Genomic DNA, 23,889 nt, shown 5'->3' on the forward strand with positions numbered 1-23,889 from the left:
GATGGGTATTAGGACATTGATCCGTTCAACCCCCATCATACGAGGCGCTCCTTTTTTTGTCCAAGCTCAATTCTTAGACTCTACAGGAATGTTTAGCGCCGATGGGGTGAGGTAGTAGCAGTAGCAGTAGCAGTAGCAGTAGCAGTAGCAGCTTGCCTCCTCATCAAGCAATATCCACGCACAAGCACTATTGCACCCGCTCGAACCAACTAACCTCCTTAAAGCGACGCGGGATCCATTCCCGATCCGCGAGCCCAACCTACACAAAAAGCCTGCCGCGGATTCCCGCTGCAGGCTTTCATATGTTTAATGCGATAGCCGCTGAAACGCAGCAGGTGAATTGTTCTGTAGAAGCGTCAGCGTTCGCTTTGTGTCCGGATTGTTACCTATTCTGATCTACTCTAATCAGAACAATCTGGACACAACAGCGATCGGAAGAACATTCACCTGCGGAGTTTCCACAACGGCAAGCTTTTATCTATTAAGCATCCAGTCCGCGCTCACGAGTGCGCGCTCCGACAGTCCGCGGCAGCACCACCACGACGAGGAGGTACATCACTTCAACAAGCGTAACCGCACCGATAACATCCCACAGCACGTGCTGCTTCACGAACAGCGTCGAAGCAATGATCGTCGACGACATGCCGTAGATCAGCGCGCGGTTCACCTTATTCCGAATCGGGCTCACACTGAGCAAGCGAATCATCAGATAGCTCGAGAAGCAGTGTATGCTCGGGAAGCAGTTGAACGGTTGATCCCGCTTGTAGATATACCGCATGAGATGCGAGAGCACATCGTCGCCGACCACAACTGGACGCGGCACCGTCGTCTGAAACACCGAATAGATCATATAGCAGGACAATGCGCACAGCGTATACAGAACGATGCCGCGGTAGAACGATGGTCGATCCTTGAAGAAGAAATAAATAAGGCAAATATAGATATACACGATCCAAATTGAATACGGAATAGCGAAACCTTTCAGGAAAGGCGTCGATTGATCGAAAGGCGTAACCAAGCTGTACACCTGATCCGTCGGTTGGTTGAACGCTTTATACAAGTAGCCGAGCACAGGAAACACCAGCATCAGCAGCAATGGAGCGAGAAACGTTAGCCGATCGCGATCGAGCCACTTTCTGATAGAAGGCATAATGACGATCCATCTCCTTTAATTCTGTTGTGATGTACGCATTGCACCTGGTTCCGTATGTCCATCCACTGGCGGGAGTGACTTGATATAGCTGTTAGACATCTTGAGCAGGCGAAGCGCACGATTGAATTCGTCAGCCGACGGGTACGCAGGCGCATTCGAGTCAGCTGGCAGCGGATAGACGACACCATCGTCGTATTTCTCACCTGGAACGAAAATGCTCTTATTACCAATAAGCGAGCCGGAAGGCAGGTAGTATCGCTCAGGCAGCAGGTTGCTCGTATGATTCAACAAGTCTTGGCCAAAATAAATGTCATCCTTCAGCGACAATCCAGCCAAGTTTGCAATGGTCGGCATAATGTCGATCTGTCCAGCCGTCTGCGTACGAACCTCAGACTGAAGCAGACCAGGTGCAACAACGAGCAGCGGGATGTTCAGCATGCTTGAATAGCTGTAAGGCTTGCCAAGCACCGTCTCCAGCAGCTCGCGGTCCGTGTCGTCGAGCGAGTAGACCGGCAATCCCATATGGTCGCCATAAATGACGAGTACGCTGTTGTCCCAAATACCCGTCTCTTTCATTTTATTAATGAGAACGCCAAGTGCTTCATCCGCATAATGCTCGGATTGAATGTAATTGCCCGCGAAAGAACCTTCATACTTCTCCGGCAGCTTCAGCTTCGGCATCGACTCCGGCAGGAAGTTGAATGGATGGTGCGACGACATCGAGATAATGTTCGCGTACACGGACTTCCCGGACTTGTTAATATTCGCAATCTCATCAATGGCCTTGTCATACAAAATTTTATCGGACGAGCCAAACGCAATCGTATCGTCCTCGCCATACCACGACTTGTCGTAGTAATAGTCGAAGCCGAGAGCCGGATACATTTCATTCCGATGCCAGAACTTCACATCGTTCGTATGGAACGTAGCGGTCAAATAACCAGCTGCATTGAACCGTTTCGGCAAAGAAGGAAGCGAATAGTTAATGTATTCATCTGTCGCTGCGCCAACAGGCGGCACATAGAACGAAGTGTTCGTAATGAACTCGGCATCGGACGTATTTCCTTGTCCAACCATTTGGAACATATGATTGAAATATACGCCCTCTGACTTCAACTGGTTCAGTACAGGCGTAACCTCTTGGCCCTCTACATTCAGATCAATTAAGAAGTTCTGGAATGCTTCAAGCTGAATAACGATAACATTGCGGCCCTTAGCTTCCGCCCAGTGAGCAGGAGTTTCGGTAGAAGGTGTCAAACCTTTCAGCTCATCAATAGCCGAACGGGTTACTTCAGCGACTGGGATCGTACGCTCGGCGTCGCTTGTACGTACGACTTTGTACAGCTCGTAGTTGATAATGCCCATCTCTTCGGTCTGACGAACCTCGTTCAGCACGCTGTCGTGCTTCCAAATCGTAACGACGGAGCAGGCTATAGCAGCAACCAACAAGACCGCCGAAGCTATACGCGGCACTCGAACAGCGGACAGCTTGGCCCAGCCGCGGAAGCGGCGATAGAAGGTCAGCGCAAGTCCGATGAGCACGATGTCAATGAAGATCAACAGGAACGATGCGTGCATGAGCTGGAATACGCTGCCCTTCACTTCGCCAACTTGCCCGACCTGTGCGAGCGCATGATACGTGACGATAATGCCGAAATATTTGTAATACATAATGACGGCGAAATAAACAGCGGTCAGCAATAAGTTCACGAATAAATAGATACCAAGCTTACGCTTAGTTGCCAGCAGTTCAATGACGGCGAAGATAGCCCAAATGATCGGCAACTCGGTCAACAGCGGCTTCCAGCTGAATCCGATGTCATAGATGACATTCCAGGACATATAGAACTTCAAGGTCATAATTACGGTAAAAACTACGAACGGACTCCACAGCCACGTTTTCCAAGTGCGATTCACTTTCTGACCCTCTCCGATCTTACGTCTACGTTAACAATCAAGTAATAAGTTTAGCGATTTGAACGGCCATTTACAACTCGAATTATTTGTCGCATCTGACAGCGCATCGCTGGTCGAAGAATGTACTAGCGAAACGACCTGTAATTTCCATTTTGGAATAGGTTGATTATACGTCTGATTAGATATCGGTTCAATGCGATCATGGTCTAGGTTTTGACCTCGACCCTGCGACCGAGCAGCTTAATTACAGTCACAGTGAAGCACCGGCCGCCGGGCAGCGAGTGCCTCATCCAATCGACTGACGACTGTCGTAGAGGGCGCCTGCAGAATCGTCTCGGGCGAATGTTCCGCTTCCCAAGCAATCTGGAGCATAATGTCGATGAACTGATCGAGCGTTTCTTTGCTTTCGGTTTCGGTTGGTTCAATCATAATGCTCTCTTCGACAATGAGCGGAAAATAGATCGTTGGCGGATGAATGCCGAAGTCGAGCAGCCGCTTCGCGATGTCGAGCGTGCGGATGCCAAGCGCCTTCTGTCTTGCGCCAGACAGGACGAACTCATGCTTGCACAGCCCTGGATAAGGCACGTCATAGGCAGCGCTTAGACGGCTTAGTAGATAGTTCGCGTTGAGCACCGCGCACTCCGAAACGCGGCGAAGGCCAACAGGGCCATAGGATCGAATATAGGCGTACGCCCGCACGAGGATGCCGAAATTGCCGTGGAACGGCTTAATTCGGCCGATCGAGTGCGGGCGATTATCGTCATAGCCATAGGTACCGTCAGAATGACGGACGATTAGCGGTTTTGGCAGAAAAGGCTCCAGCAGCCGCTTCACGCCAACCGGTCCAGCACCAGGACCACCGCCGCCGTGAGGGGTGCTCATCGTTTTGTGCAAATTCAGATGGACAACGTCGAAGCCCATATCGCCGGGACGAGCGATCCCCATAATCGCATTCGCGTTCGCACCGTCGTAATAGAGCAGTCCGCCTGCTTGATGGACGATGTCTGCAATCTCTTCAATATGGGACTCGAACAAGCCTAGCGTGTTCGGATTCGTCAGCATAAGCGCAGCTGTATCAGGGCCAGCTGCGGCGCGGAGTGCATCCAGATCGACAAGCCCGCGCGCATCGGATTTGATCGTAACGGTCGTATAGCCAGCCGCGGATGCGCTCGCTGGGTTCGTGCCGTGCGAGGAGTCAGGGACGAGCACCTTCGTCCGCTGCTCGCCGCGGCTTTCGTGATAGGCGCGAATGATCATGAGTCCGGTCCATTCGCCGTGTGCACCCGCTGCGGGCTGCAGCGTCACGCTGTCCATGCCCGTGATGGCGGCGAGATCATTTTGCAGCGTATAAAGCAGTTCAAGAGCGCCTTGAACCGTAGAAGCTGGCTGATAGGGGTGGATGCCCGCGAAGCCAGGCAGCTTGGCGGCGTCCTCGTTCAGCTTCGGATTGTATTTCATCGTACAGGAGCCAAGCGGATAGAAGCCGTTGTCGACACCGAAGTTGCGCCGCGACAGCGCCGTATAATGCCTCACTACATCGACCTCATACACTTCGGGCAGGGCAGCCGGTGTTGTCCGAAGCAGATCGATAGGAAGGAGCTGCTCGGCAGGCAGCGCCGGCACATCGCATTCGGGCAGGGAGTAGGCGGTGCGTCCTGGCTTGCTTTTATCGAAAATGAAAGGCTGTCCGCCGTTATCCGCTTCATTGTGGTTGGTGTTCATGCGTATTCCTCCAATCGTGCCAGCAGTCGGTCGATGTCCGCGCGCGTTCGCTTCTCGGTCACAGCAAGCAGCATATGACCCGTCAGCTCGGGGTATGACTGCCCAAGGTCATAGCCGGCGAGAATGCCGTCATTTAATAGTCGTTCGCTCAGCGCCGCGCAGGAAAGCTTGTCGGGAAGACGGAGGATGAATTCATTGAAGAAAGGGGCGGCCATCGGCATCGAATAGCCCGGGATAGCCGCAGCGGCTGCGGCGGCATAATGCGCCTTGCGCGTATTCAGAAGGGCGGCTTCTTGGATGCCTGCTCTGCCCATAACGGACAAATACACGGCTGCACATAAGGCGAGCAGCGCTTGATTCGAGCATATGTTGGACGTCGCCTTCTCCCGCCGGATATGCTGCTCGCGCGCTTGCAGCGTAAGCACGAAGCCTCGTTTGCCATTGCGGTCGACGGTCTGGCCGACAATCCGGCCAGGCATTCGGCGCATAAGCGGCTCAGCGACGGCGAAGAAGCCGCAGGTCGGCCCGCCGAACGACTGCGGAATGCCAAGCGGCTGTGCATCACCGACGACGATGTCGGCACCAAGGCGTCCGGGCGGCTCCAATAGACCAAGTGACAGCGGGTTAACGCTGACCGCGAGCAATGCGCCTTGTGCATGCGCCAGAGCTGCGATGTCTGCAATACGCTCGATGCAGCCGAAGAAATTCGGCGATTGCACGATAACCGCAGCAGTCTGATCGTTCACCGCTTGCTCCAGCAGCTCCGGATCGGTTGTGCCATCTGCAGGGATGTAATCGACCTCGGCGATCTCGAGGCCAAGTCCTCGGGCCGAGGTCGCTAGTAGCTGCCGCGCTTCGGGATGGACGCCTCTTGAAACAACAAGCCGCTTGCGTCGGGTGGCACCAGCAGCGAGCAGCCCCGCTTCAGCAAGTGCTGTAGGTCCGTCATACATACTCGCATTGGCTACGGGCATTGCCGTGAGCTCACATATATACGATTGGAACTCGAATATGGCCTGCAGCTCGCCTTGGCTGATTTCTGGCTGGTAGGGCGTATAAGCGGTATAAAATTCAGAGCGCGATATCAGGTGGCCGATCACGGCTGGGATGTGATGGTCATAGAGTCCCGCTCCAAGAAAGCTAATGCATCTCGACGTATCCGTGTTGCGCTCCGATAGCTCTCGCAGATGGGTCCACAACGCAAACTCATCAAGCGGCGCAGAGACCGGGAGTGTCTCCTTGTAACGGACGGAATCCGGAATATCCCGGAATAAGTCGTCGATAGAGGAGAGGCCAATAGCTTGCAGCATATCGGCTTCGTCTTGATCCGTCATGGGCAGGTAGCGGTGACGATAAGAAGTCATAGCCGTTACCTCCTTGGCGAGAACGGAGAGCGGCGGTAGAACGGCGCGGGCACAACAACGGCCTTATGCTCGGTGCCGCGAACATTAACGATCAGCGATGTACCGATCTCTGCATACTCGGCGCTGAGCAGCGCGAGACCGATATTGCGCTTCAAGGTGGGGGAATGGGTGCCGGACGTGACATAGCCAGCCCGCACGCCGCTGTTCGTTAGGACTTCACAGCCGCTGCGCGGAATGCCGCGCTCTTGCAGTTCGATGCCGACGAGTCTGCGGAACGGTCCGCCGTCTGTTAGCTGGGTCAGCAAAGCCTTGCGGCCGATGAAGCTGCCTTTATCGAGCTTAACGAACGAGCGCAGCCCCGCCTCCAACGGTGTGATAGAAGGGGACAGCTCATGGCCATGCAGGGGCAGCCGCGCCTCCAGCCGCAGCGTGTCCCGCGCGCCAAGTCCCGCCGGCTGCAAGCCTGCCTTTGCCCCGACTTGCAGCAATGTACGCCACACCGCAGCAGCATCTTCGGCGGTTGTATAGAGCTCGAAGCCGTCCTCTCCTGTATAGCCGGTTCGGGAGACGAGTACAGAGGCATCGGCGATCGGCACGCCAGATCTGAATTGAAACGGGGCGAGAGCGGCGATCGCTCTGGCGTAGGTTCCAGTTGTGCCAGCTGCCTCAACCAGAATATCCTCAGCGTTGGGGCCTTGAAGGGCAATGAGAGCCGTCGTGTCCGTGCGATCCTCCAGCGTCACATCGCCGATCAGATGCTCGCGCAGCCAATCTAGATCGGCAGCCGTATTGGCAGCATTCACTACGAGCATATACTGATCGGCTGACAGCCGATAGACGAGCAGATCATCTAAAATGCCGCCTGAAGGGCTGCACAGCAGCGAATATTGCGCACGACCGTCCTTTAATTGTGAGACATCATTCGTAGTCAGTCTCTGGAGACACGCTTCTGCGAATAGGCCGGTTACGATCAGCCTGCCCATATGCGATACATCGAACAAGCCAGCGGCTTGCCGGACGGCTTCATGCTCCTTCACAATGCCGGCGAACTGTACGGGCAGCTCCCAGCCCGCGAAATCGATGCAGCGCACGCTTGGCTGCTCAGTATAGAGCGGATAGAGGGGTGTTCTTCTGCGCATCGTCATCGAATCACCTCATCATGTAAGGTTAGGGGGAACCCTTGAAGGGCTATCTCTCGCTGCCTCGACATAGATATAGGGGGAATAGCAGCTGCAGCGGGATAGCTGTTCTATATGCATACGCGGGGAGGCGGTCTAACATGAGCGACATTCGGCAAGGGCTTTGCTATACAGAGGAGCATGAATGGGCAGTGTTGGTGAAGGATGGTGTCGTACGGGTCGGCATTACCGACTATGCGCAGTGTCTGCTTGGCGACATTGTTTATGTCGATCTCCCGACTGTCGGTACGACAGCAACGGCCTTACAGCCTATGGGGACGATCGAATCGGTAAAGACCGTATCGGATCTGTTCAGTCCACTGGACGGCGTCATCGTTCGAGTGAACGAGCAGCTTCAAGCCGCGCCAGAGCTCGTCAATGAACAGCCTTACGAGGAAGGCTGGCTCGTCGAAATTGCTGCAGCAGGAGATGTGCCGGAAGCACTTCAACGGCTGCTAACGGCAGAACAGTATGAGAAGAGGCTTTCGACCGAATAAAGGGGGGAATAAGTGTCCATTACAGGATAATAGTAGATGTCTACCGACTAGAGTCGGTGTATAATCAATGATAGGGTTAACATGTATGATTCGGCATCGGAGGACATCTTATGGTTATGTTGCATGGGACCTACAACATTGGAATTGTGCTACTTTCGTTCCTCATCGCCACTTTGTCTTCATTCTCGGCGCTTAATATGATCGGACGGGTATGGCGGTCACGAGGACGGTCTAGATGGGGCTGGATTACATCTGGAGCGATCGTCATGGGCAGCGGCATATGGTCGACGCATTTTGTAGGCATGTTGGCTTATCATTTGCAAATGCCTTTAACTTTCGATGTGGAGTCAACAGCGCTGTCGATGGTGGTCAGCATCCTCTCTTCGTTTATCGCGTTCTATATCACCCAGCGAGAGCAGATCGGGTTGGGACGGATCGCGATCGGCGGTTTAATTATGGGTGCGGGCATAGCCGCCATGCACTATATCGGCATGGCGGCCGTCAGCATTCCTGGCGTTACGATGAACTATGATCCGTTCTATTGGATATTGTCTATTCTTGTTGCGATCATCGTGTCTTATGCGGCGCTGTTCATGATGAGTCGATTCCGCAGCGGCTTTGAAGGTCTGTTCGTATCCAAATTGGCTGCAGCGATACTTATGGGACTTGCTGTGTGCGGCATGCATTATACGGGGATGGCATCGGTCTCGTTCTGGTGCAGTGTACCTTCGGCGATCGATGCGACGACGGATAATAATATTTTCCTGCTTGGTGTCGTGACGCTGTCGATTGCAACGCTGCTGCTCGTGTCATGGGGAGCGATGTTTATTGACCGTGCCTTCCTGGAGCGGATGGCCTATAAGGATCAACTGACAGGTTTGCCGAACCGGTATGAGCTCAGCCGTCGGTTTGAAACATTCTTGTCGAGGTCGAGCCGGGGCGCTATTCTGTTCGTTGATATCGATCAGTTTAAGTCGATCAACGATACACTCGGCCATGACGTAGGCGACCTGCTTGTGTTGGATGCAAGCAGACGTTTTGAAGCCTTGGCAAATAAGCAGTTGATGGTGTTCCGCATTGGCGGCGACGAGTTTCTGCTGATCGCAGAAGGAGCCAACCAAGCACAGGCAGAGAATTTGGCGCAGCGGATTTTATCGCGCATCCATCAGCCATTTTATATCGAAAGCAATGAATTGTTCGTCTCATGCAGTATTGGCATTGCCCTATATCCGGAGCACGGCAGCGACCGCTCGTCGCTCATGCGTTCATCGGATGCGGCAATGTACGAGGCGAAGGCTGCGGGCAAGAACCGTTATGAGCTGTTCAATCCTGAACTGCAGGAGCGTCTGATTCGCCGGATGCAGCTGGAGAACGATTTGCGCAAGGCAATCGAATATGGCGGTCAGTTTATCGTTCACTATCAGCCCAAATGGGATACAAGGATCGGTCGTCCGGTTGGCTTCGAGGCGTTGGTTCGTTGGGACCATCCGGAGCTCGGCATTGTGGCGCCGTCCGAGTTTATTCCAATTGCGGAGGAGACCGGTATTATTGTCGGGTTGTCCCGCTTCGTTCTGCGTCAGGCTTGCCGCGACTGCATGCGCTGGGAGCAGAGTGGGCTTGGTACATATACGGTTTCGGTCAACACGTCGGTAAGGCTGTTCGACAGTCAGATTTTGTTCGAGATGGTCAAGGAGTGTTTGCAGGAGTCGAAGCTGCCTTCTGATCGTCTGGAGCTCGAGATTACAGAGTCGATTGTCATCCACGACATGAACGAGGTCATCCGCCAGTTGAACCAGCTGCGTGAGATTGGGGTGAAGGCGTCGATGGACGACTTTGGAGCAGGCTATTCTTCGCTCGGCTCACTGGATCTTATTCCGATCGATACGGTTAAGATCGACAGGCTGTTCATCAGTCAGAGTCATATCCCGGCAAGGCGTGCCATTATTAGAACAATCGTGACGCTAGCACAGCAGCTGAATCTTGAGGTCGTCGCAGAAGGCGTCGAAGAGGAAGAACAGGTCACCCTGTTGACGGAGGCGGGCTGCTCGATTATTCAAGGCTACTATTTCGGCAAGCCGATGGGCGCTCCGCAGGTCATCGCATACTTGAAAGAGTACGGCTCCGAAGCTAAGCTGGAAACCGCGGCCGGTGCGGGAATTGATTCTGATATAGGCGGCAAATCGAGTAATTAAGAGAGAAGCGTTTCATTGTACGGCAAAATCGGCTTATATGCCGACGGAGCGTACGAGGGAACGCTTTTTCGACGCGGAGCGGGGTGGGATTTTTTAGGTGTCGTCCTTATAATGGAGGTTGTGTGAATTAACGATATATCGGAATGGGGCTTCATCTCAATTCAATTTCACCTTTGGTGCAACAGAATGGGGGAACGCATGTGAAAGGAACGGCACTTCTGGCTGCTTATTTCAGGCGAAACAAGTGGATGTACATGGTAGCGGTTGCAGTAATGGCGGCAGGCAATATGATCTATGCGTTCTATCCGAATGTGCTGGGCGGTTTCACCGACACGATGAAGCAGGGCGGGCTGACGAAAAGTCTTGTCATCAGCTGCAGCTTACAGCTGCTCGTGATCGGAGTCGCATACGGCGTCATGTTCGGCGTGGGTCAGCTGCTCAACCATCGGCTCGGTCGTCGATTCGAGGCCGAAATTCGGGAGCGGCTGTTCGCGCAGTTCACTAAGCTGAGTGAAGCGTACTTCGCTAAGCATGGCGTTGGCAAATGGCTCAGCTACGTGCTCAGCGATGTCACGAGCATCCGCGAGACGATCTGCGGCGGCATCAATCAGCTGACAAACGCGACCTTCCTGTTCATTACCTCGGTTATTATGATGGCGTCGACCGACATCCCGTACCCGCTTTTGCTCGCGTGTATTGCACCGCTCTTGGCAATTCCCGTGCTCGTCGTTTACTTCGGCCCTATCATTCGCCGACGCTCACACGAGGTGCAGGAGTCAATCGCCAATATGACGGCATCAGCCGAGGAGCAATTCGGCGGCGTGCGAGTGACGAAGACGTTCGTAGTTGAAGAGGTGGCACGACGCCGATTCGGCGAATCCGTCAGCCGGATTCAAGAGCGTCAGCTGTCGCTTGTGCGTTCATCGTCGATGTTCCAGTCCGCGATTCCGCTAGCGGGTGCATTGTCGCTCGTCGTAGCGATTACGTACGGCGGTTATTTTGCAGGGCATGGCAAGTTCTCGCTTGGGGGCTTCGTCGCGCTTACGCTTTATCTGAGGGTCATTATGACACCTCTTCAACAGTTCGGTAACGTCATCAACCGCCTGCAGCAGGCGCGTGCTTCGCTGGATCGGCTTAATGCGCTGCTCTCAGAGAAGCCAGAGGTACGGGATGCAGAAGGAGCGATTGAATTGACAACGGCGCGTGCTGATCTAATGGTCGATCAATTGACCTTCACGTACCCGGAGGCGCGTCGGCCGGCGCTGGAGGATCTCGCTTTCACACTGCAGACGGGACAAACGCTTGGCATTGTCGGGCGGACGGGCAGCGGAAAAACAACGTTGGCAAAACTGCTGCTCCGTGTCTATGAGCCGCCTGAAGACACAATCCGCATAGGCGGAGTCGACATTCGAGAGGCAACATTAGCAAGCTTGCGAAGCGGTATCGCCTACGTGCCGCAGGACGGCTTCCTGTTCAGTGAGACGATTGGCGACAACATCGCCTTCTCCGATCGCAGCGGGGCTAAAGAGCGTGTCCATGCCGCAGCGCAATCGGCGGCAATTAGCGGAAGCATCGAAACATTCTCCGACGGCTACGATACGAGGCTGGGCGAACGAGGCTTGACGTTGTCAGGCGGTCAGCGCCAGCGAACGAGCCTGGCACGTGGTCTGTATAAGAATGCGCCCATACTTATTCTAGACGATAGTGTGAGCGCGGTTGATGCTGTGACAGAATCGCAAATCATTGAACAGCTGCAGCGAGAGCGTAAAGGCCGGACGACGGTCATTATCGCGCATCGCATTAGTGCAGTGAAGCACGCGGACTTGATTCTCGTCTTGGAGAACGGCCGGATTATCGAACGAGGCACCCACGAGGAGCTCGTGCAGCTCGGCGGACACTATGCTTCACTCCGTGCCATTCAAGAAGACGGAACGGATACAGCAGACAGCGTCGAAGGAGGTGCAGCATATGAGCGATCCCAAGCCGACGCAGACGCCAATAATCGCCAAGCCGTCCAGCGGCGATAACAGCGGTAATCGTCCGGCGAATCGAACGGCGGCATTCCGTGCGCTGCTCAGCTATGCGAAGCCGCATCGCTGGATGTTTGCAGCCGTATTCGGTTCCGCGCTGCTGGCCATATCGGCCGATCTGCTCCAGCCGTATCTTGTCAAAATCGCCATCGACGACGAGCTGCTCACCGGCGAACATGAAATGCGCAAGCTGATCATTCTTGGTGCCGTATATCTGCTGATGGCGGTCGTCAGCTTCGCCTTCGGTTACTTGCAGTCGGTACTCGTGCAGCGCATCGGACAAAGCATCGTCGCACGGCTGCGCGAAGATCTGTTCCGGCATATTACGAACCAGTCGATGTCGTTCTTCGATCGGCATCCAATCGGCAGTCTCGTCACGAACGAGTCAAGCGATACGGAGACGATCAGTCAGTTTTTCACGCAAGTATTAATTAGTCTCGTACGCGATGGCCTGATGCTCATTCTCGTCGTCGCCTTCATGTTCTCGCTTGATGCACGGCTGGCGGCATTTTGTCTGCTGCTGTTTCCGGTCATTATCGGCATCGCGATCGCATTCCGACGGGCGCTTCGGCAGTCGTATCAGCGGGCGCGTTCACAGCTGTCGCGAGTCATTGCATTCGTTGCGGAAAATCTATCCGGCATGAGCCTCACGCAAGCGTTCCGGCAGGAGCAGGAGCAGCGGCGGCGGTTCGCAGAGAAGAATAGCAATTATCTTCGTGAGAGCTTACGTGAAATTCGTACCTCCGTTATGTTCAACCGGACCTATGATACGCTTGGCAACATCGCAGTTGCTCTCGTCGTCTGGCTCGGCGGGCTCGCCGTACTTGATAATGCCATTGCTTTCGGTGTGCTGTATGCATTCATCAACTACATTCGTCAGTTTTTCCAACCGATCAACCAAATGACCCAGCAGTGGAATACGCTGCAATCGACCTTCGTATCCGTCGAGCGTCTATGGCGCATTTTCAGCCAGGAGCCAGAAGTGAAGGAGCCGTCTGCTGATGAAGCGGTTCGGCCTGCACCGGCAGCTGTTCGCGGCGCGATTGATTTCAATGGCGTATCGTTCGCTTATATCGAAGGGCGCGATGTGCTGCGTGAGCTCGACCTGCACATTCAGCCAGGGGAGTTCATCGGTATCGTTGGCACGACGGGAGCGGGCAAAAGCTCGCTCGTCAATTTGCTTGCCCGCTTCTATGATGTGCGTGCGGGGAATATCATGATTGACGGCATCGATGTGAAGCGCATGCCGCAGGACGATCTGCATCGGATTGTCGGGCTTGTTCAGCAGGAGCCGTTCTTGTACTCAGGCTCGATCATCGACAATGTGCGGCTGTTCCGCGAAGAGATTACGCGAGAGCAGGCAATTGAAGCGTGCCGGCTCGTTGGTGCGCATGCGATGATTATGCGGCTGAAGGACGGGTACGATACACGACTGTCGGAGCGGGGAAGCGGCCTGTCGGCGGGAGAACGGCAGCTGCTCTCTTTTGCCCGCATCGTCGTGCATCAGCCGCGCATTCTCATTCTCGATGAGGCGACGGCGAATCTCGATTCGCATACGGAGCGGCTTATTCAGCAGGCGCTGCATGTCGTGTCGGAGGGGCGGACGACGCTTGTCATTGCCCATCGCTTATCGACGATTCAGCATGCGGATCGCATTATTGTGATGCGCAACGGCCTCATTGAGGAGCAGGGAACGCATGCGACATTGCTGGAAGACCGCGGCTATTACGCGGAGCTTTATGCGCACTCGCGCCGCGGCGGCACGCTGTCGCATGCAGAAGGCAGACTTAGCGTTTAAATGGATTTTTGCGGTAACATCGATCCATACTAACGCTTACGAATATGCCTTTCGAGATTGGGGTGCAGGTAACGTGAGAAATCGACTGCAGCGAGGGAAGGAACGGCTTACGCGAATGACAGCGGGGCTGCTGGCTATGCAAAGCTTACTCTTCGGATTAGGAGCCCCGGTTGCGGCGGGGGCTTCCGCGGCAGCTCCTACGGCTGCAGGCCTGAATGTGTTAGGTGCTCCAGCGGATACAGCCGTACATCCTGAAGCGCAGCGGGATCGATACGCGACGGTGAAGCGAAGTGACGGCTACAATCTTGTTTTTCCAGTGATGAGTGATATTCATATCGGCTCCGGCGATAAGGCCGAGACCAAATTCGCTAGTGCGCTTGAGCAGTTGAATCGTCTGGCACCGCATTATGATGCGATCGCGAGCGTAGGGGATTTGACGGACCATGGAAAAGCGGAGCAGTACGATACGTTTATGGCGATCTATAATCGATATAAGCAGCCCGCAGCACGGAGCTTGCTGACGATCGGCAACCACGACTATTACGGCTCGTCAGGCGCAATGAAAGGGCAGCGTCTGTTTCTTGAGAAGACGGAGATGCCGGGCATTTATTACGATCGGTGGATTAACGGCTATCATTTTATCGTATTGGGGAGCGAGAATAAGTCGACCGGCGGCAAGCTGTCGGATGAACAATTGAAGTGGTTGAAGGAGAAGCTGGCGGAGCACGCGAGTGCGGATAAACCGATCTTCGTGCTGTTCCATCAGCATATTAGCGATACGGTATATGGCAGTGACCGATGGGGGCATACGCAAAATCATAAGAAGCTGTACGCCATCCTATCGAAGTACCCGCAGGTCATTACGTTCTCCGGCCATTCGCACTACATGCTGGAGAGTCCGAGGACGATCCATCAGCGCGACTTCACGTCGCTTGGCACATCCTCGATCCGCTACCCCGAGCTGGAGCCGGGCATGGTGCAGGGCAACCACCCGTCAGATGATATTTCGCAAGGATATCTCGTGATGGTGAAGGATGATCGCGTTATCGTGAAGCGTCGTGACTTCCATCGCAACGATTGGACGGGGGAAGATTGGGTCATTGACTATCCCGCTTCCAAAACAGCCTTCCGCTACACGGATGATCGTGATCGGATCAACCCTTCGTTCGAGCCGTCTGCGCAGGCAACGGTAGAACCGAGCTCCGTTCATGCTGCGCGAGCCCTGCTTCGCTTCGATCAGGCGAAGGACAACTTGTTCGTCCACGCTTACGATATTGAAGTAAAGAGGGAGGGCGGGCAGCGTAATGTGCTGAAACTGCACGCATTCTCCGAGTTTTACAAGCATCCGATGCCTGCTGAGCTGACGGTCGAGCTGAACGGATTGACGCCGAATACCGCATACACAGCTTCTGTCTATGCCGTGGATGCATTCGGCAATCGGAGCGACAAGCCGCTCGCGGCGGGATTCCGCACCTCGGCGCTCACCCCGCTGCAAGCATCGCTTCGTCTGAAAATTCGCAGCTGGTTCAAGGACGGCGTGTAGCCGCCTTTGGTCTTGCTGTTTCGCTGTTGGCTATTTTCGCACTTCCGGTTCGCAGTCATTGCTCTACAAGTTGTAATTTGCAGAAGAGCATGTCTTGCCAATAGGACAATGGTCTGCCTATGTGCGCAACGGTTGCCATAGCGGTTATTTTACGAAAAATACGACTGTCGATCCAATAACGGATGCAGGAGAGCTTATGGATGTGGAAATCGCCTGTTTCAAGCGACAGTTCGTCCAATAAGCGCAATGACAACCGTTATCAAGCAAACTTGCACCTTTCGAGCTGGATAAGATCCATTGCAACCGTTAGCAGGTCCAGCCTGCCTAGCAGAAACGGGCTCGAGCTTATCGCATTGTGCGCCGCGTACTCCGTGAAGATCCTGCGGCAGATAACGTCTGACGAACACCGCCCGCTTCGGCAAGAAACCGAGACAGCTCTGCCTTCTGCCCGTGATAGAAGGCAGGCGAGCTAACATACAGCCGTTCACGCGCACGCGTAACGGCAACATACATGAGACGGCGCTCCTCTTCGAGCGCCTCTTCTTTTTCCCGCTCCGTCTCTTCCTGCGAGGACGTCTGCTTTGGCTGCTGCGGCTGAATCGCGCTGCGATGCGGCATGATGCCTTCGGAGGCGCCAATGACGAATACAGCAGGGAACTCCAGCCCCTTCGAGCGGTGAATGGTCATCACTTGGACGCGGCCCTCACCATTCGAGCCTTCGCTGCTGTCCGGCTTTACATCCCCTTTAGCCTCCGCCTGACGCTTCACCATATCCTCTGCAAAAGCAACAAACGATTCGACGGTCTCGAACCGTCCCGCCGATGATTCGAGCTCGTCCAGCAGCTCCTTCATCAGCTCCTTATGCGGCGTCCCGCCTCGGTTCGTCTCCGCGAACTTATCGAAGAACGCATCGCGAATACGTCGAATGGCTGCCGCTGGCTTCTGGGTTGCCGCTGCTTTAATTAATCGAAGCCGCTCGATGACAGCATCCTTCTGGAATTGCTGCAAACCCGGAAGGGAGGTTAAGTGGATGAGCGGCCATTTCTTCGCCTGCTGCGCATCCTTATCGCGAATCCACCTCATCGCCGACTCCCGGTTCACATACAGCGTAGGAAGCATCATCTCGATCGCCTGCTTGTCCCGATGCTGAAGGGCCAGCTTCAAATGCGCCATCACAGGACGGATAAGCGGCGATTCGTAGAAGGAGAGCAAGTCGCCATGCTCTTCAATTGGAATGCCCGCCTGCAGCAAATGCTCGATCGTCGCACGACCGCTGCCTGCCGACCGATACAGTACCGCGATATCGCCGTACGAATAGCCGCCGTGCTCGATCAGTTTGCGGATCGAGGTTGTAATGAGCGCCGCTTCCTCCTCGGCAGTAGCAGGACGTGCGAACAGCGGCTTGCCTTCTACGCCAATAGCGGCTTCAACCGTATCATCGCTGCCATCCGCCAGCCTTTGACGACCAGCTGGCACGGTCAACGTCTTCGGCCGGCGATGCTTGTTGCCGCGAATGATCGCATTGCCAAGGCCAACGATCTCCGCGCTCGAACGGTAATTGATCCGCAATGCGACAACTTTTGCATCGGGGTACACCTTGTCGAACGACAGAATGGCCTCGCTGCTCGCACCGTTGAAGGAGTAAATCGTCTGGTCATCATCGCCAACGACCATCAGATTACGCCGCTCGCCTGCGATTAGACGAACAATTTCATATTGGACCGTATTCGTATCTTGAAATTCGTCGACCATAATATAGTGAAAACGATCCTGCAGCGCTGCCAATAGCTCAGGCTCCGAGCTCAGCTTGTTATACGTAAGCAGCAGCAGATCGTCGAAGTCGATCATGCCGCCAGCCTGCTTCCACTGCTCATAGCGAAGCAGGACTCGCTTAATCTCACGCTCCGCCGGCGATGCTTCCGGCAAGTCGCTGGCTGTGAGCAGCCGGCACTTGTAGGAAGATAGCAGCGCTAACAGTGATTCAGGCTCAAAGTCGAATGACGTGCCGGATTCGCGCAGCAATCGTTTGATGGTCATCCGCTGCTGGCCGTCATCTCCGAGCACATTCGACCTTACGCCGTTGCGCCGCAGCAGCTGCAGACAGAAGGAGTGGAACGTCCGCGCCTCCACGCTCTGGGCTGCCCGGAGCGGGACGCCGGGAATTTCCGCTAAGCGCTGCTTCATTTCATCCGCCGCTTTGCGAGAGAAGGTAACTAGCAGCAGATGCCGTGGCGAGACGCGGCGCACCTGCATCAGATAGGCCGCGCGGCAGGCCAGCGTCGTCGTTTTGCCAGAGCCAGCGCCTGCAATCGTGAGCAGTGGACCGTCGCCATGACGGACGGCCTGCACTTGGTCGTCATTCAGTTGGATTTGCTGCTGCTCAAGCTCTTGAAAGAACAATGCATCACGCTGCGCAAGGCTGGCTGCTTGGCGGCTGCGGTCGGCGGAATCATCCTCTGTAGTAGAAACCGTGTTCCGACTGACCTCGTCAACAATAGAAGCTGACTCGACAGGGCGGGGTGCCCCGGGAATGGTAAGACGATATGATTGCATAAGGAGACAATCCCTTCATTAATTCGTATCGAAATAATTTCGTTACCCATAAGTATAACATGCGCAGCCCGAATAGCTGATCTGGTAAGGATCGGAACTGTTTCGGAGCGAATGATTTTCTCTAGTGATGAGCATCTATATAAACGATGTTAGATATAACCAAACGTAATCCAGTTTCTATCAAACCGTCCTGAGCCTTAATACACTTGAGAGTAAGCGCATCCAACTATAGGCCGAAAAATTGCACATGTAATTGTAATTAGGGTGTTAATATAGTAATATAAATGTTAATAGCTATTATATAAACACAAAAGGGTGATCCGCTTGTTCATTCCAGAATATCAGAATCCGGTATTGCTTCAACGAGCCGATCCATGGGTGTATAAACATACGGACGGCTATTACTATTTTACAGCATCTGTGCCTGAATACGACCGCATCGAAGTTCGTCGCTCCCAGACGATTCAAGGTCTTGCGCAAGGCGAAGTGTCTGTAGCTTGGCGTAAATATGAGACAGGCCCGATGAGCGCTAACATTTGGGCGCCAGAAATCCATTTCATCGATGGCAAATGGTACATCTACTTCGCAGCGGCACGTACGACGGAAACGCAAGACGGTCTGTTCGACCACCGTATGTTCGTACTGGAGAACGCTTCCGCTAATCCGTTGGAAGGCGAGTGGGTAGAGAAAGGCCAAATCATTACGGAATGGGAATCGTTCGCGCTGGACGCAACGTCGTTCAACCACAACGGTACGCAGTACCTCGTATGGGCGCAGAAAGATCCTTCGATTAAAGGCAACTCGAACCTGTACATCGCACCACTCGCGAATCCGTGGACGCTTGGCGCTAAGCAAGTGATGATTACGACGCCAGAGTACGAGTGGGAGAAAATCGGCTTCCTCGTAAACGAAGGTGCAGCTGTGCTGAAGCGCAACGGCAAAATCTTCATCAGCTTCTCCGGCAGCGCAACGGACTACAACTACTGCATGGGTCTGCTATGGGCAGACGAGAATGCAGATCTGATGGATCCTGCTTCTTGGAACAAGCTTCCTGAGCCCGTGTTCCAAACGAACGAAGCAAACAGCCAATACGGCCCTGGACATAACAGCTTCACGGTTTCGGAAGACGGCAAGCACGATATTCTCGTGTACCATGCTCGTAACTACAAAGAAATCGTTGGCGATCCGCTGTACGATCCAAACCGCCACGCACGTGCACAAGTGCTGAGCTGGGATGAAGACGGCATGCCAGTCTTCGGTGTTCCAGTTCCAGACGCTAAGCAAGAAGCGAAGGCTTAACAAGCAGAAAGCCGCGCAGTCATCTGATGACTGTGCGGCTTTTTGCTTTGCCGGGGGGCAGTTCGTTTGGTGAAACGTTGAGATGATCGACATGCTGCTTGAAATCATCGGTGTAGATCAACTGCGCCTTCTTATCAGCGAGCAGCTCCTTCTCCTGTACCTTCCAAGTATGCGTATTCTGGTCAGCTCTTCGAAATGCAGCAAAATGATACGGCGACGCACTGCGCAGCATCAGTCCGTGCTGCAGGCAATCCCGTAAAAACTGTACGTCGGAGCCTTGCTTCTTCTTCCCGAACTTAACATGCTCGAGCACGCTTGCCCGAAACATAAGCGTTGCGCCTGCCACCCGTTTGATGTCGCCCTGCGTGGGATCTTTCCGCATGCGCAGCATCAGTAATTGACGGTGGGGAAAATAAAAGAAGAAGGAGCGCTTTCCTACGATATCCGCACCGGTCTGCGCAAAGGTATTCATCGAGTCGGCGATGTAGCCGGGACCGTAATAGTCGTCATCGTCGAATTTCGCAATGTATGGATATTGTGCATGCGATGCCGCCAGATTCAAGCAGTCGCCGAGCGGATGCTTGGATGGCAGCCGAAGGATGCGCACGTTGTCGTACTTTTGCGCGGCTTCCTCGTAACGAGACATACTCATCCTCTCACGATTCAGGACAATAATAAGCTCTTTGTGCGCCCACTGCTGCCGGGCGTAATTCTCTAGCAGCAGCTTCATATATTTCGGCCGAATCGTCGATGTGACGATCGTAACACCTCTGCTGACACTACTGCTGAACTTTCCGCCAAACAAAGCAGAACGGTTCATGTGATACCTCCTTCTGTGTGCGAAGCAAATGGTCGTTTGTTCTCGGTCATCGGTCGTGCGCAACCTCTGTTCTTGTCCGTACCTTATACAAGAACAGTAATTACCCGGAGGGAGGGCGGAGCTGTGAATGATAAGTACACGACATCAGCATTCGACAGGTCGTCACGCGAAGCCAATAAGGTCGGTGTCATCGGACTTGGATATGTCGGGTTGCCGCTGGCCATGGCATGTGTTCGTAAAGGGCTGCAAGTCATTGGGATTGAGGTAGATGAACGTAAGCTTCAGCTGTTGAAGGATGGTAAGAGCTATATTCAGGACATCGACGACGACGAACTGGAGGCAGCCGTCGGCTCTGGACGATTGGTGCCGACTTCCGATTACGGACAACTGACGGAAGCGAGTGGCATTATCATCTGCGTGCCAACGCCGCTGACAGAAGAGCATACGCCGGACGTTAGCTTTATCACCAATGCATGCATGTGTTTGCGTGCCTATCTTCAGCCGAATCAGCTTGTCGTAGTCGAGAGTACGACATATCCAGGCACGACCCGTGAGCTGGTACAGCCGCTCCTTGAGCAGAGCGGGCTCAAGGCGGGCGCTGATTTTCACCTCGCCTATTCGCCGGAACGAATTGACCCAGGCAATCACAGCTATCCAGTGGAGGATGTGCCCAAGCTCGTCAGCGGGATTACGCCCCGCTGTCTTGAACGTGTTACCGAACTGTACGGGTGTATTTTCCGACATGTTGTACCCGTATCCTCAACCGATATTGCCGAGGCAGCCAAGCTGCTCGAGAACAGCTTCCGGCTGATCAACATTTCGTTCATCAATGAGTTCGCGAAGCTGTGCGATGAGCTGCGTCTGAACATATGGGAAGTGATTGAGGCAGCTAGTACGAAGCCGTACGGCTTTATGCCGTTCCAACCCGGTCCTGGTATCGGAGGACATTGCATACCTGTCGATCCGCTGTACCTGCAGTGGACAGCGCGGCGCTCGGGTGCGGAGAGCCGATTCATCGAACTATCGCACGACACGAATGAGACGATGCCGCAATATATGGTGAACCGGATCATTCGGCTGCTCGGTCCTGATCGGACGTTGAGCGGCTCATCCATTCTATTGATCGGCATTGCGTATAAGAAAAATATTGCCGACATGCGCGAATCAAGCGCACTGCCGCTCATCAAGCTTCTGCAGCAAGCCGGAGCAGAGGTGAAATACTACGATCCGTATGTGCCATCCGTTCGTATTGGCGCATCGGTGATGCATTCGGTGGAGCTGACCGATGAGGTATTGTCTGGCGCCGGTTGCGTTGTCATCCATACCGATCACGGCGGCCTGCCGATTGAGCGGATCGTCGCGAAGGCTGCTGCCCTATACGATGCGCGTAATGCGACACGGGGGATGCAGGGGGCAGGTAAGCTGGAGCGGTTCGGTGATGGGACGCGGGCTGGCGTGCAATAGCGTTTAGTCCGTGAACAGCTTGTTGTGCAGCTGTGTGCCTATTCTGAACGGAATTAATCCGATCCGAGGCTTTGCCGAAATCGATGGCAACCTTGCCTGTTAGGCTGGCAATCTGCGGTGCGAGAATGACGGCATTGACGCCGCAGGAGATCAGCGCAATATCGAAGGCGTTCCTTATCGATCTGACCGTCTTCAACGTCTTACTGATTTGGCTGTAGCGAGAGAACGAAATCGTATGTGTAACCTGAAGTTTCTGAGGCTTTTTCTCCAGTGTAGACTTGAGTCGACCGGGATAACGAGTGATGATGAGAATGCGTCGGCGGCGCAAAGCACGCCAAAATAATTCACTGCCCGGCATTTCCCGATTGACGCACGAATGGCATTGTACGCCTGGGTTCAGCTTGAAATAGCGGAAAACTCGGTTGGTTAGAGGCCGCTTGAGATAATTCGGAGCCTTGATCTGCTTGTCGCCTGGCGGGAGCAGACCGACAATGGAGGCAGAACGGATCGATCTGACAAGTTCGTTGCGCAGCTTGATGTTGGGCAGTGTTACACCCTTCAGGCCTTTGCTCGCTTTGATTGCCCAGGGCTCTTGCAGTACTCTGCGCATAGTCCATACGGATTGCTGCGCAAGCACAATATTCTCACCATCACCGATTCGAACAAGCGACAACGGCTTGCGGTCCGTCAACGCTTGATCGATGGTTCGAAGGACATCATTCAATCCCAGATAGACTGCCAACCACATCCCCGCTTTCGCATACTTCATATTGGATAAGTTACACCAGTATATGTTGCTTGGCGCTTCGAGGAGAGATGGCAGCTGTACCGTCACAATAGATGCCTATCTGCATGGGGCCGGATTCTACTGCCAGTAGAATTCGGCTTTTGTTGTGCCGGGAATGCAGCAGCAGCAAGGGCTGAGCCGATTCAACTGACAGTAGATAGCTAATTGGAAGAATCGTATGCTATGCTCGATTCAGACAGTGCGCACTGTTCCATACCATATGGAGGGGATTCGGAATGATCGACTCAAGAAAAATTGGAGCACGCATCTCGGAATTGCGCAAAGAACGGGACATGACGCAGTCCAACCTGGCGGAGCAGCTCAATGTAAGCCATCAGGCGGTGTCGAAGTGGGAGCGGGGCGAATCGCTGCCGGATGTTGCGATACTGCCACGATTATCGGAGTTGCTCGACATCTCATTAGATGAGCTGCTGATGAACAGCAGCAGGGACCGGACGCAGGCGGGCAGCGTCTATGTCAGCAAACTACTTAAAGGCCTTTCGCAAGGTCAAACGAATGAGGCGGCTTCTCTTATTAATGGCAACGTTGCTGCAACAGAAGATTTAATCGAAATTGCGCCGATGCTGAAGGCAAGTACGCTGAATCGATTGACAGGACAGCTGGCGCCAGAGGTATTCACCCCGCAGTTTGTGTTTCAGCTGGCGCCTTTTGTGTCCAAAGAGTCGCTTGACCAGATCGTTTCAACCGTAAAGGAGAAGTCTTGGGGCTGGGAAGCCATTGAAGGTCTTGCACCGTTCCTTCACGAGCAATCGCTGAGCAGGCTTGTGGATGGAGCCGTGCAAGGGAACATTTCACCACAGCGTATTGTGAGCCTAGCACCATTCTTAAGCAAGCAGCAGCTGACTCGACTTGTACAGGCTGCGGAGGAAGGGACGTTCGACCTTCACATGGCCGTCTCGCTTGCGCCGTTCCTAGATCGGCAAACGCTGGGCAGCTTAGCGGAGCGGGCGATTGATGGACAGATTGAAGGCTCGCTGCTTGTTGGTCTCGCACCGTTCTTAGAGCGAAGTGCAGTCGATCGGTTTGCAGAGCTGGCAGCAGAAGGTTCGATCCGTCAGGAGGTTGTGCTTGGCTTGGCTCTATTCATGAGCCAGGAGTCACTTGGCAGACTGGCTGAGCGTGGATTGCATGGCGGGATTAGTGAGCATGTGCTTACGGGTCTTGCGCCGTTCATTGGAAGAGAGCGGCTGGATGTGCTCGCGCGCCAAGCGATAGAGGCTGGTCAGTTGTCGTCGAACACCTTGGTTAGTCTGGCGCCATTCCTCGGAAGAGAGCAGTTGTCTATTCTCGTACTCGGGGCAGCAGAGACGGGCAAGCTGTCGCCGAATGCGCTAGCTAGTCTTGCGCCGTTTGTTGACCAGCAGCTGCTTAGCAGTATGATTAATGCGATGTTAAGTGGAACGCATTCGCAATCGTAAGGCGAAGAATGAAGAGGATAAGGAAGTCATGAATGGAACGGAAGACGGCGTAGGCGAGATTCTGCCTACGCTGTTAATATTTTACATAACAACTGAAATGTAAGCGCTATCGAAATCGTTTTAGGAATTGTTT

The 23,889-nt window shown here is 54.0% G+C and carries 15 protein-coding genes and 1 pseudogene; 8 read left to right on the plus strand and 8 right to left on the minus strand.

Annotated elements, in window-relative coordinates; genetic code table 11:
• Positions 1 to 481: 481 nt before the first annotated feature.
• The 5 genes from DFQ01_RS25485 to gcvT all read right to left on the minus strand — a co-directional run bounded on the left by DFQ01_RS25485 (position 482) and on the right by gcvT (position 7,301).
• Positions 482 to 1,150 carry a phosphatase PAP2 family protein gene (locus tag DFQ01_RS25485; RefSeq protein ID WP_110046773.1) on the minus strand — a complete coding sequence of 223 codons (669 nt, stop codon included), beginning with the start codon at positions 1,148 to 1,150 and terminating at the stop codon, positions 482 to 484.
• Between the two features lie 18 nt (positions 1,151 to 1,168).
• Positions 1,169 to 3,070, minus strand: a complete 1,902-nt coding sequence (locus tag DFQ01_RS25490; protein ID WP_110046774.1) for an LTA synthase family protein — start codon at positions 3,068 to 3,070, stop codon at positions 1,169 to 1,171.
• 240 nt (positions 3,071 to 3,310) lie between these two features.
• Entirely contained in the window at positions 3,311 to 4,792 is a 1,482-nt protein-coding gene (gcvPB, locus tag DFQ01_RS25495) for an aminomethyl-transferring glycine dehydrogenase subunit GcvPB (protein WP_110046775.1), read from the minus strand.
• A complete protein-coding gene (gene gcvPA, locus DFQ01_RS25500) occupies positions 4,789 to 6,156 on the minus strand; it encodes an aminomethyl-transferring glycine dehydrogenase subunit GcvPA (protein ID WP_110046776.1) in 1,368 nt (455 codons plus the stop codon). Before gcvPA ends, gcvPB begins: the two co-directional genes overlap by 4 nt.
• Positions 6,157 to 6,161: 5 nt before the next feature.
• A complete protein-coding gene (gene gcvT / locus DFQ01_RS25505) occupies positions 6,162 to 7,301 on the minus strand; it encodes a glycine cleavage system aminomethyltransferase GcvT (RefSeq protein ID WP_110046777.1) in 1,140 nt (379 codons plus the stop codon).
• Positions 7,302 to 7,435: 134 nt separating this feature from the next.
• On the opposite strand from gcvT, the gene gcvH reads away from it, so the two are divergent.
• The 5 genes from gcvH to DFQ01_RS25530 all read left to right on the plus strand — a co-directional run bounded on the left by gcvH (position 7,436) and on the right by DFQ01_RS25530 (position 15,394).
• Complete coding sequence (gene gcvH, locus DFQ01_RS25510; protein WP_110046778.1) at positions 7,436 to 7,831, plus strand: glycine cleavage system protein GcvH; 396 nt, start codon at positions 7,436 to 7,438, stop codon at positions 7,829 to 7,831.
• A 110-nt stretch (positions 7,832 to 7,941) separates the two neighbouring features.
• A complete protein-coding gene (locus DFQ01_RS25515) occupies positions 7,942 to 10,023 on the plus strand; it encodes a putative bifunctional diguanylate cyclase/phosphodiesterase (protein WP_110046779.1) in 2,082 nt (693 codons plus the stop codon).
• A 200-nt stretch (positions 10,024 to 10,223) separates the two neighbouring features.
• Entirely contained in the window at positions 10,224 to 12,050 is a 1,827-nt protein-coding gene (locus DFQ01_RS25520; RefSeq protein ID WP_425452441.1) for an ABC transporter ATP-binding protein, read from the plus strand.
• Positions 11,992 to 13,851: an ABC transporter ATP-binding protein gene (locus DFQ01_RS25525; RefSeq protein ID WP_174812508.1), complete on the plus strand. Its 1,860-nt coding sequence runs from the start codon at positions 11,992 to 11,994 to the stop codon at positions 13,849 to 13,851. The genes DFQ01_RS25520 and DFQ01_RS25525 overlap by 59 nt, the downstream gene beginning before the upstream one ends.
• 73 nt (positions 13,852 to 13,924) lie before the next feature.
• Entirely contained in the window at positions 13,925 to 15,394 is a 1,470-nt protein-coding gene (locus tag DFQ01_RS25530) for a metallophosphoesterase (RefSeq protein ID WP_174812509.1), read from the plus strand.
• A gap of 345 nt (positions 15,395 to 15,739) precedes the next feature.
• On the opposite strand, the gene DFQ01_RS25535 is transcribed toward DFQ01_RS25530, so the two are convergent.
• Positions 15,740 to 17,947: an ATP-dependent helicase gene (locus DFQ01_RS25535; protein WP_110046782.1), complete on the minus strand. Its 2,208-nt coding sequence runs from the start codon at positions 17,945 to 17,947 to the stop codon at positions 15,740 to 15,742.
• Positions 17,948 to 18,271: 324 nt separating this feature from the next.
• On the opposite strand from DFQ01_RS25535, the gene DFQ01_RS25540 reads away from it, so the two are divergent.
• Positions 18,272 to 19,246, plus strand: coding sequence for a glycoside hydrolase family 43 protein (locus tag DFQ01_RS25540; protein ID WP_425452442.1), 975 nt, complete (start codon positions 18,272 to 18,274; stop codon positions 19,244 to 19,246).
• Positions 19,247 to 19,265: 19 nt separating this feature from the next.
• Here DFQ01_RS25540 and DFQ01_RS25545 read toward each other — a convergent pair whose 3' ends face one another.
• Positions 19,266 to 20,066 (minus strand): glycosyltransferase family 2 protein, encoded by an 801-nt coding sequence (locus DFQ01_RS25545; protein WP_110046783.1) that lies wholly within the window; start codon positions 20,064 to 20,066, stop codon positions 19,266 to 19,268.
• Positions 20,067 to 20,189: 123 nt separating this feature from the next.
• Between DFQ01_RS25545 and DFQ01_RS25550 the strand changes: the two genes are divergently transcribed.
• Positions 20,190 to 21,530 carry a nucleotide sugar dehydrogenase gene (locus DFQ01_RS25550; protein ID WP_245946884.1) on the plus strand — a complete coding sequence of 447 codons (1,341 nt, stop codon included), beginning with the start codon at positions 20,190 to 20,192 and terminating at the stop codon, positions 21,528 to 21,530.
• A 61-nt stretch (positions 21,531 to 21,591) separates the two neighbouring features.
• Here the strand turns inward: DFQ01_RS25550 and DFQ01_RS31790 are convergent.
• Positions 21,592 to 22,299, minus strand: a pseudogene (locus DFQ01_RS31790) (GT-D fold domain-containing glycosyltransferase); the annotation flags it as partial.
• 254 nt (positions 22,300 to 22,553) lie between these two features.
• Between DFQ01_RS31790 and DFQ01_RS25560 the strand changes: the two are divergent.
• On the plus strand, positions 22,554 to 23,756 hold the full coding sequence (locus DFQ01_RS25560; RefSeq protein WP_110046784.1) for a helix-turn-helix domain-containing protein: 1,203 nt from the start codon (positions 22,554 to 22,556) through the stop codon (positions 23,754 to 23,756).
• Positions 23,757 to 23,889: the final 133 nt, after the last annotated feature.

The organism is Paenibacillus cellulosilyticus (assembly GCF_003182255.1).
GTDB lineage: Bacteria > Bacillota > Bacilli > Paenibacillales > Paenibacillaceae > Paenibacillus_T > Paenibacillus_T cellulosilyticus.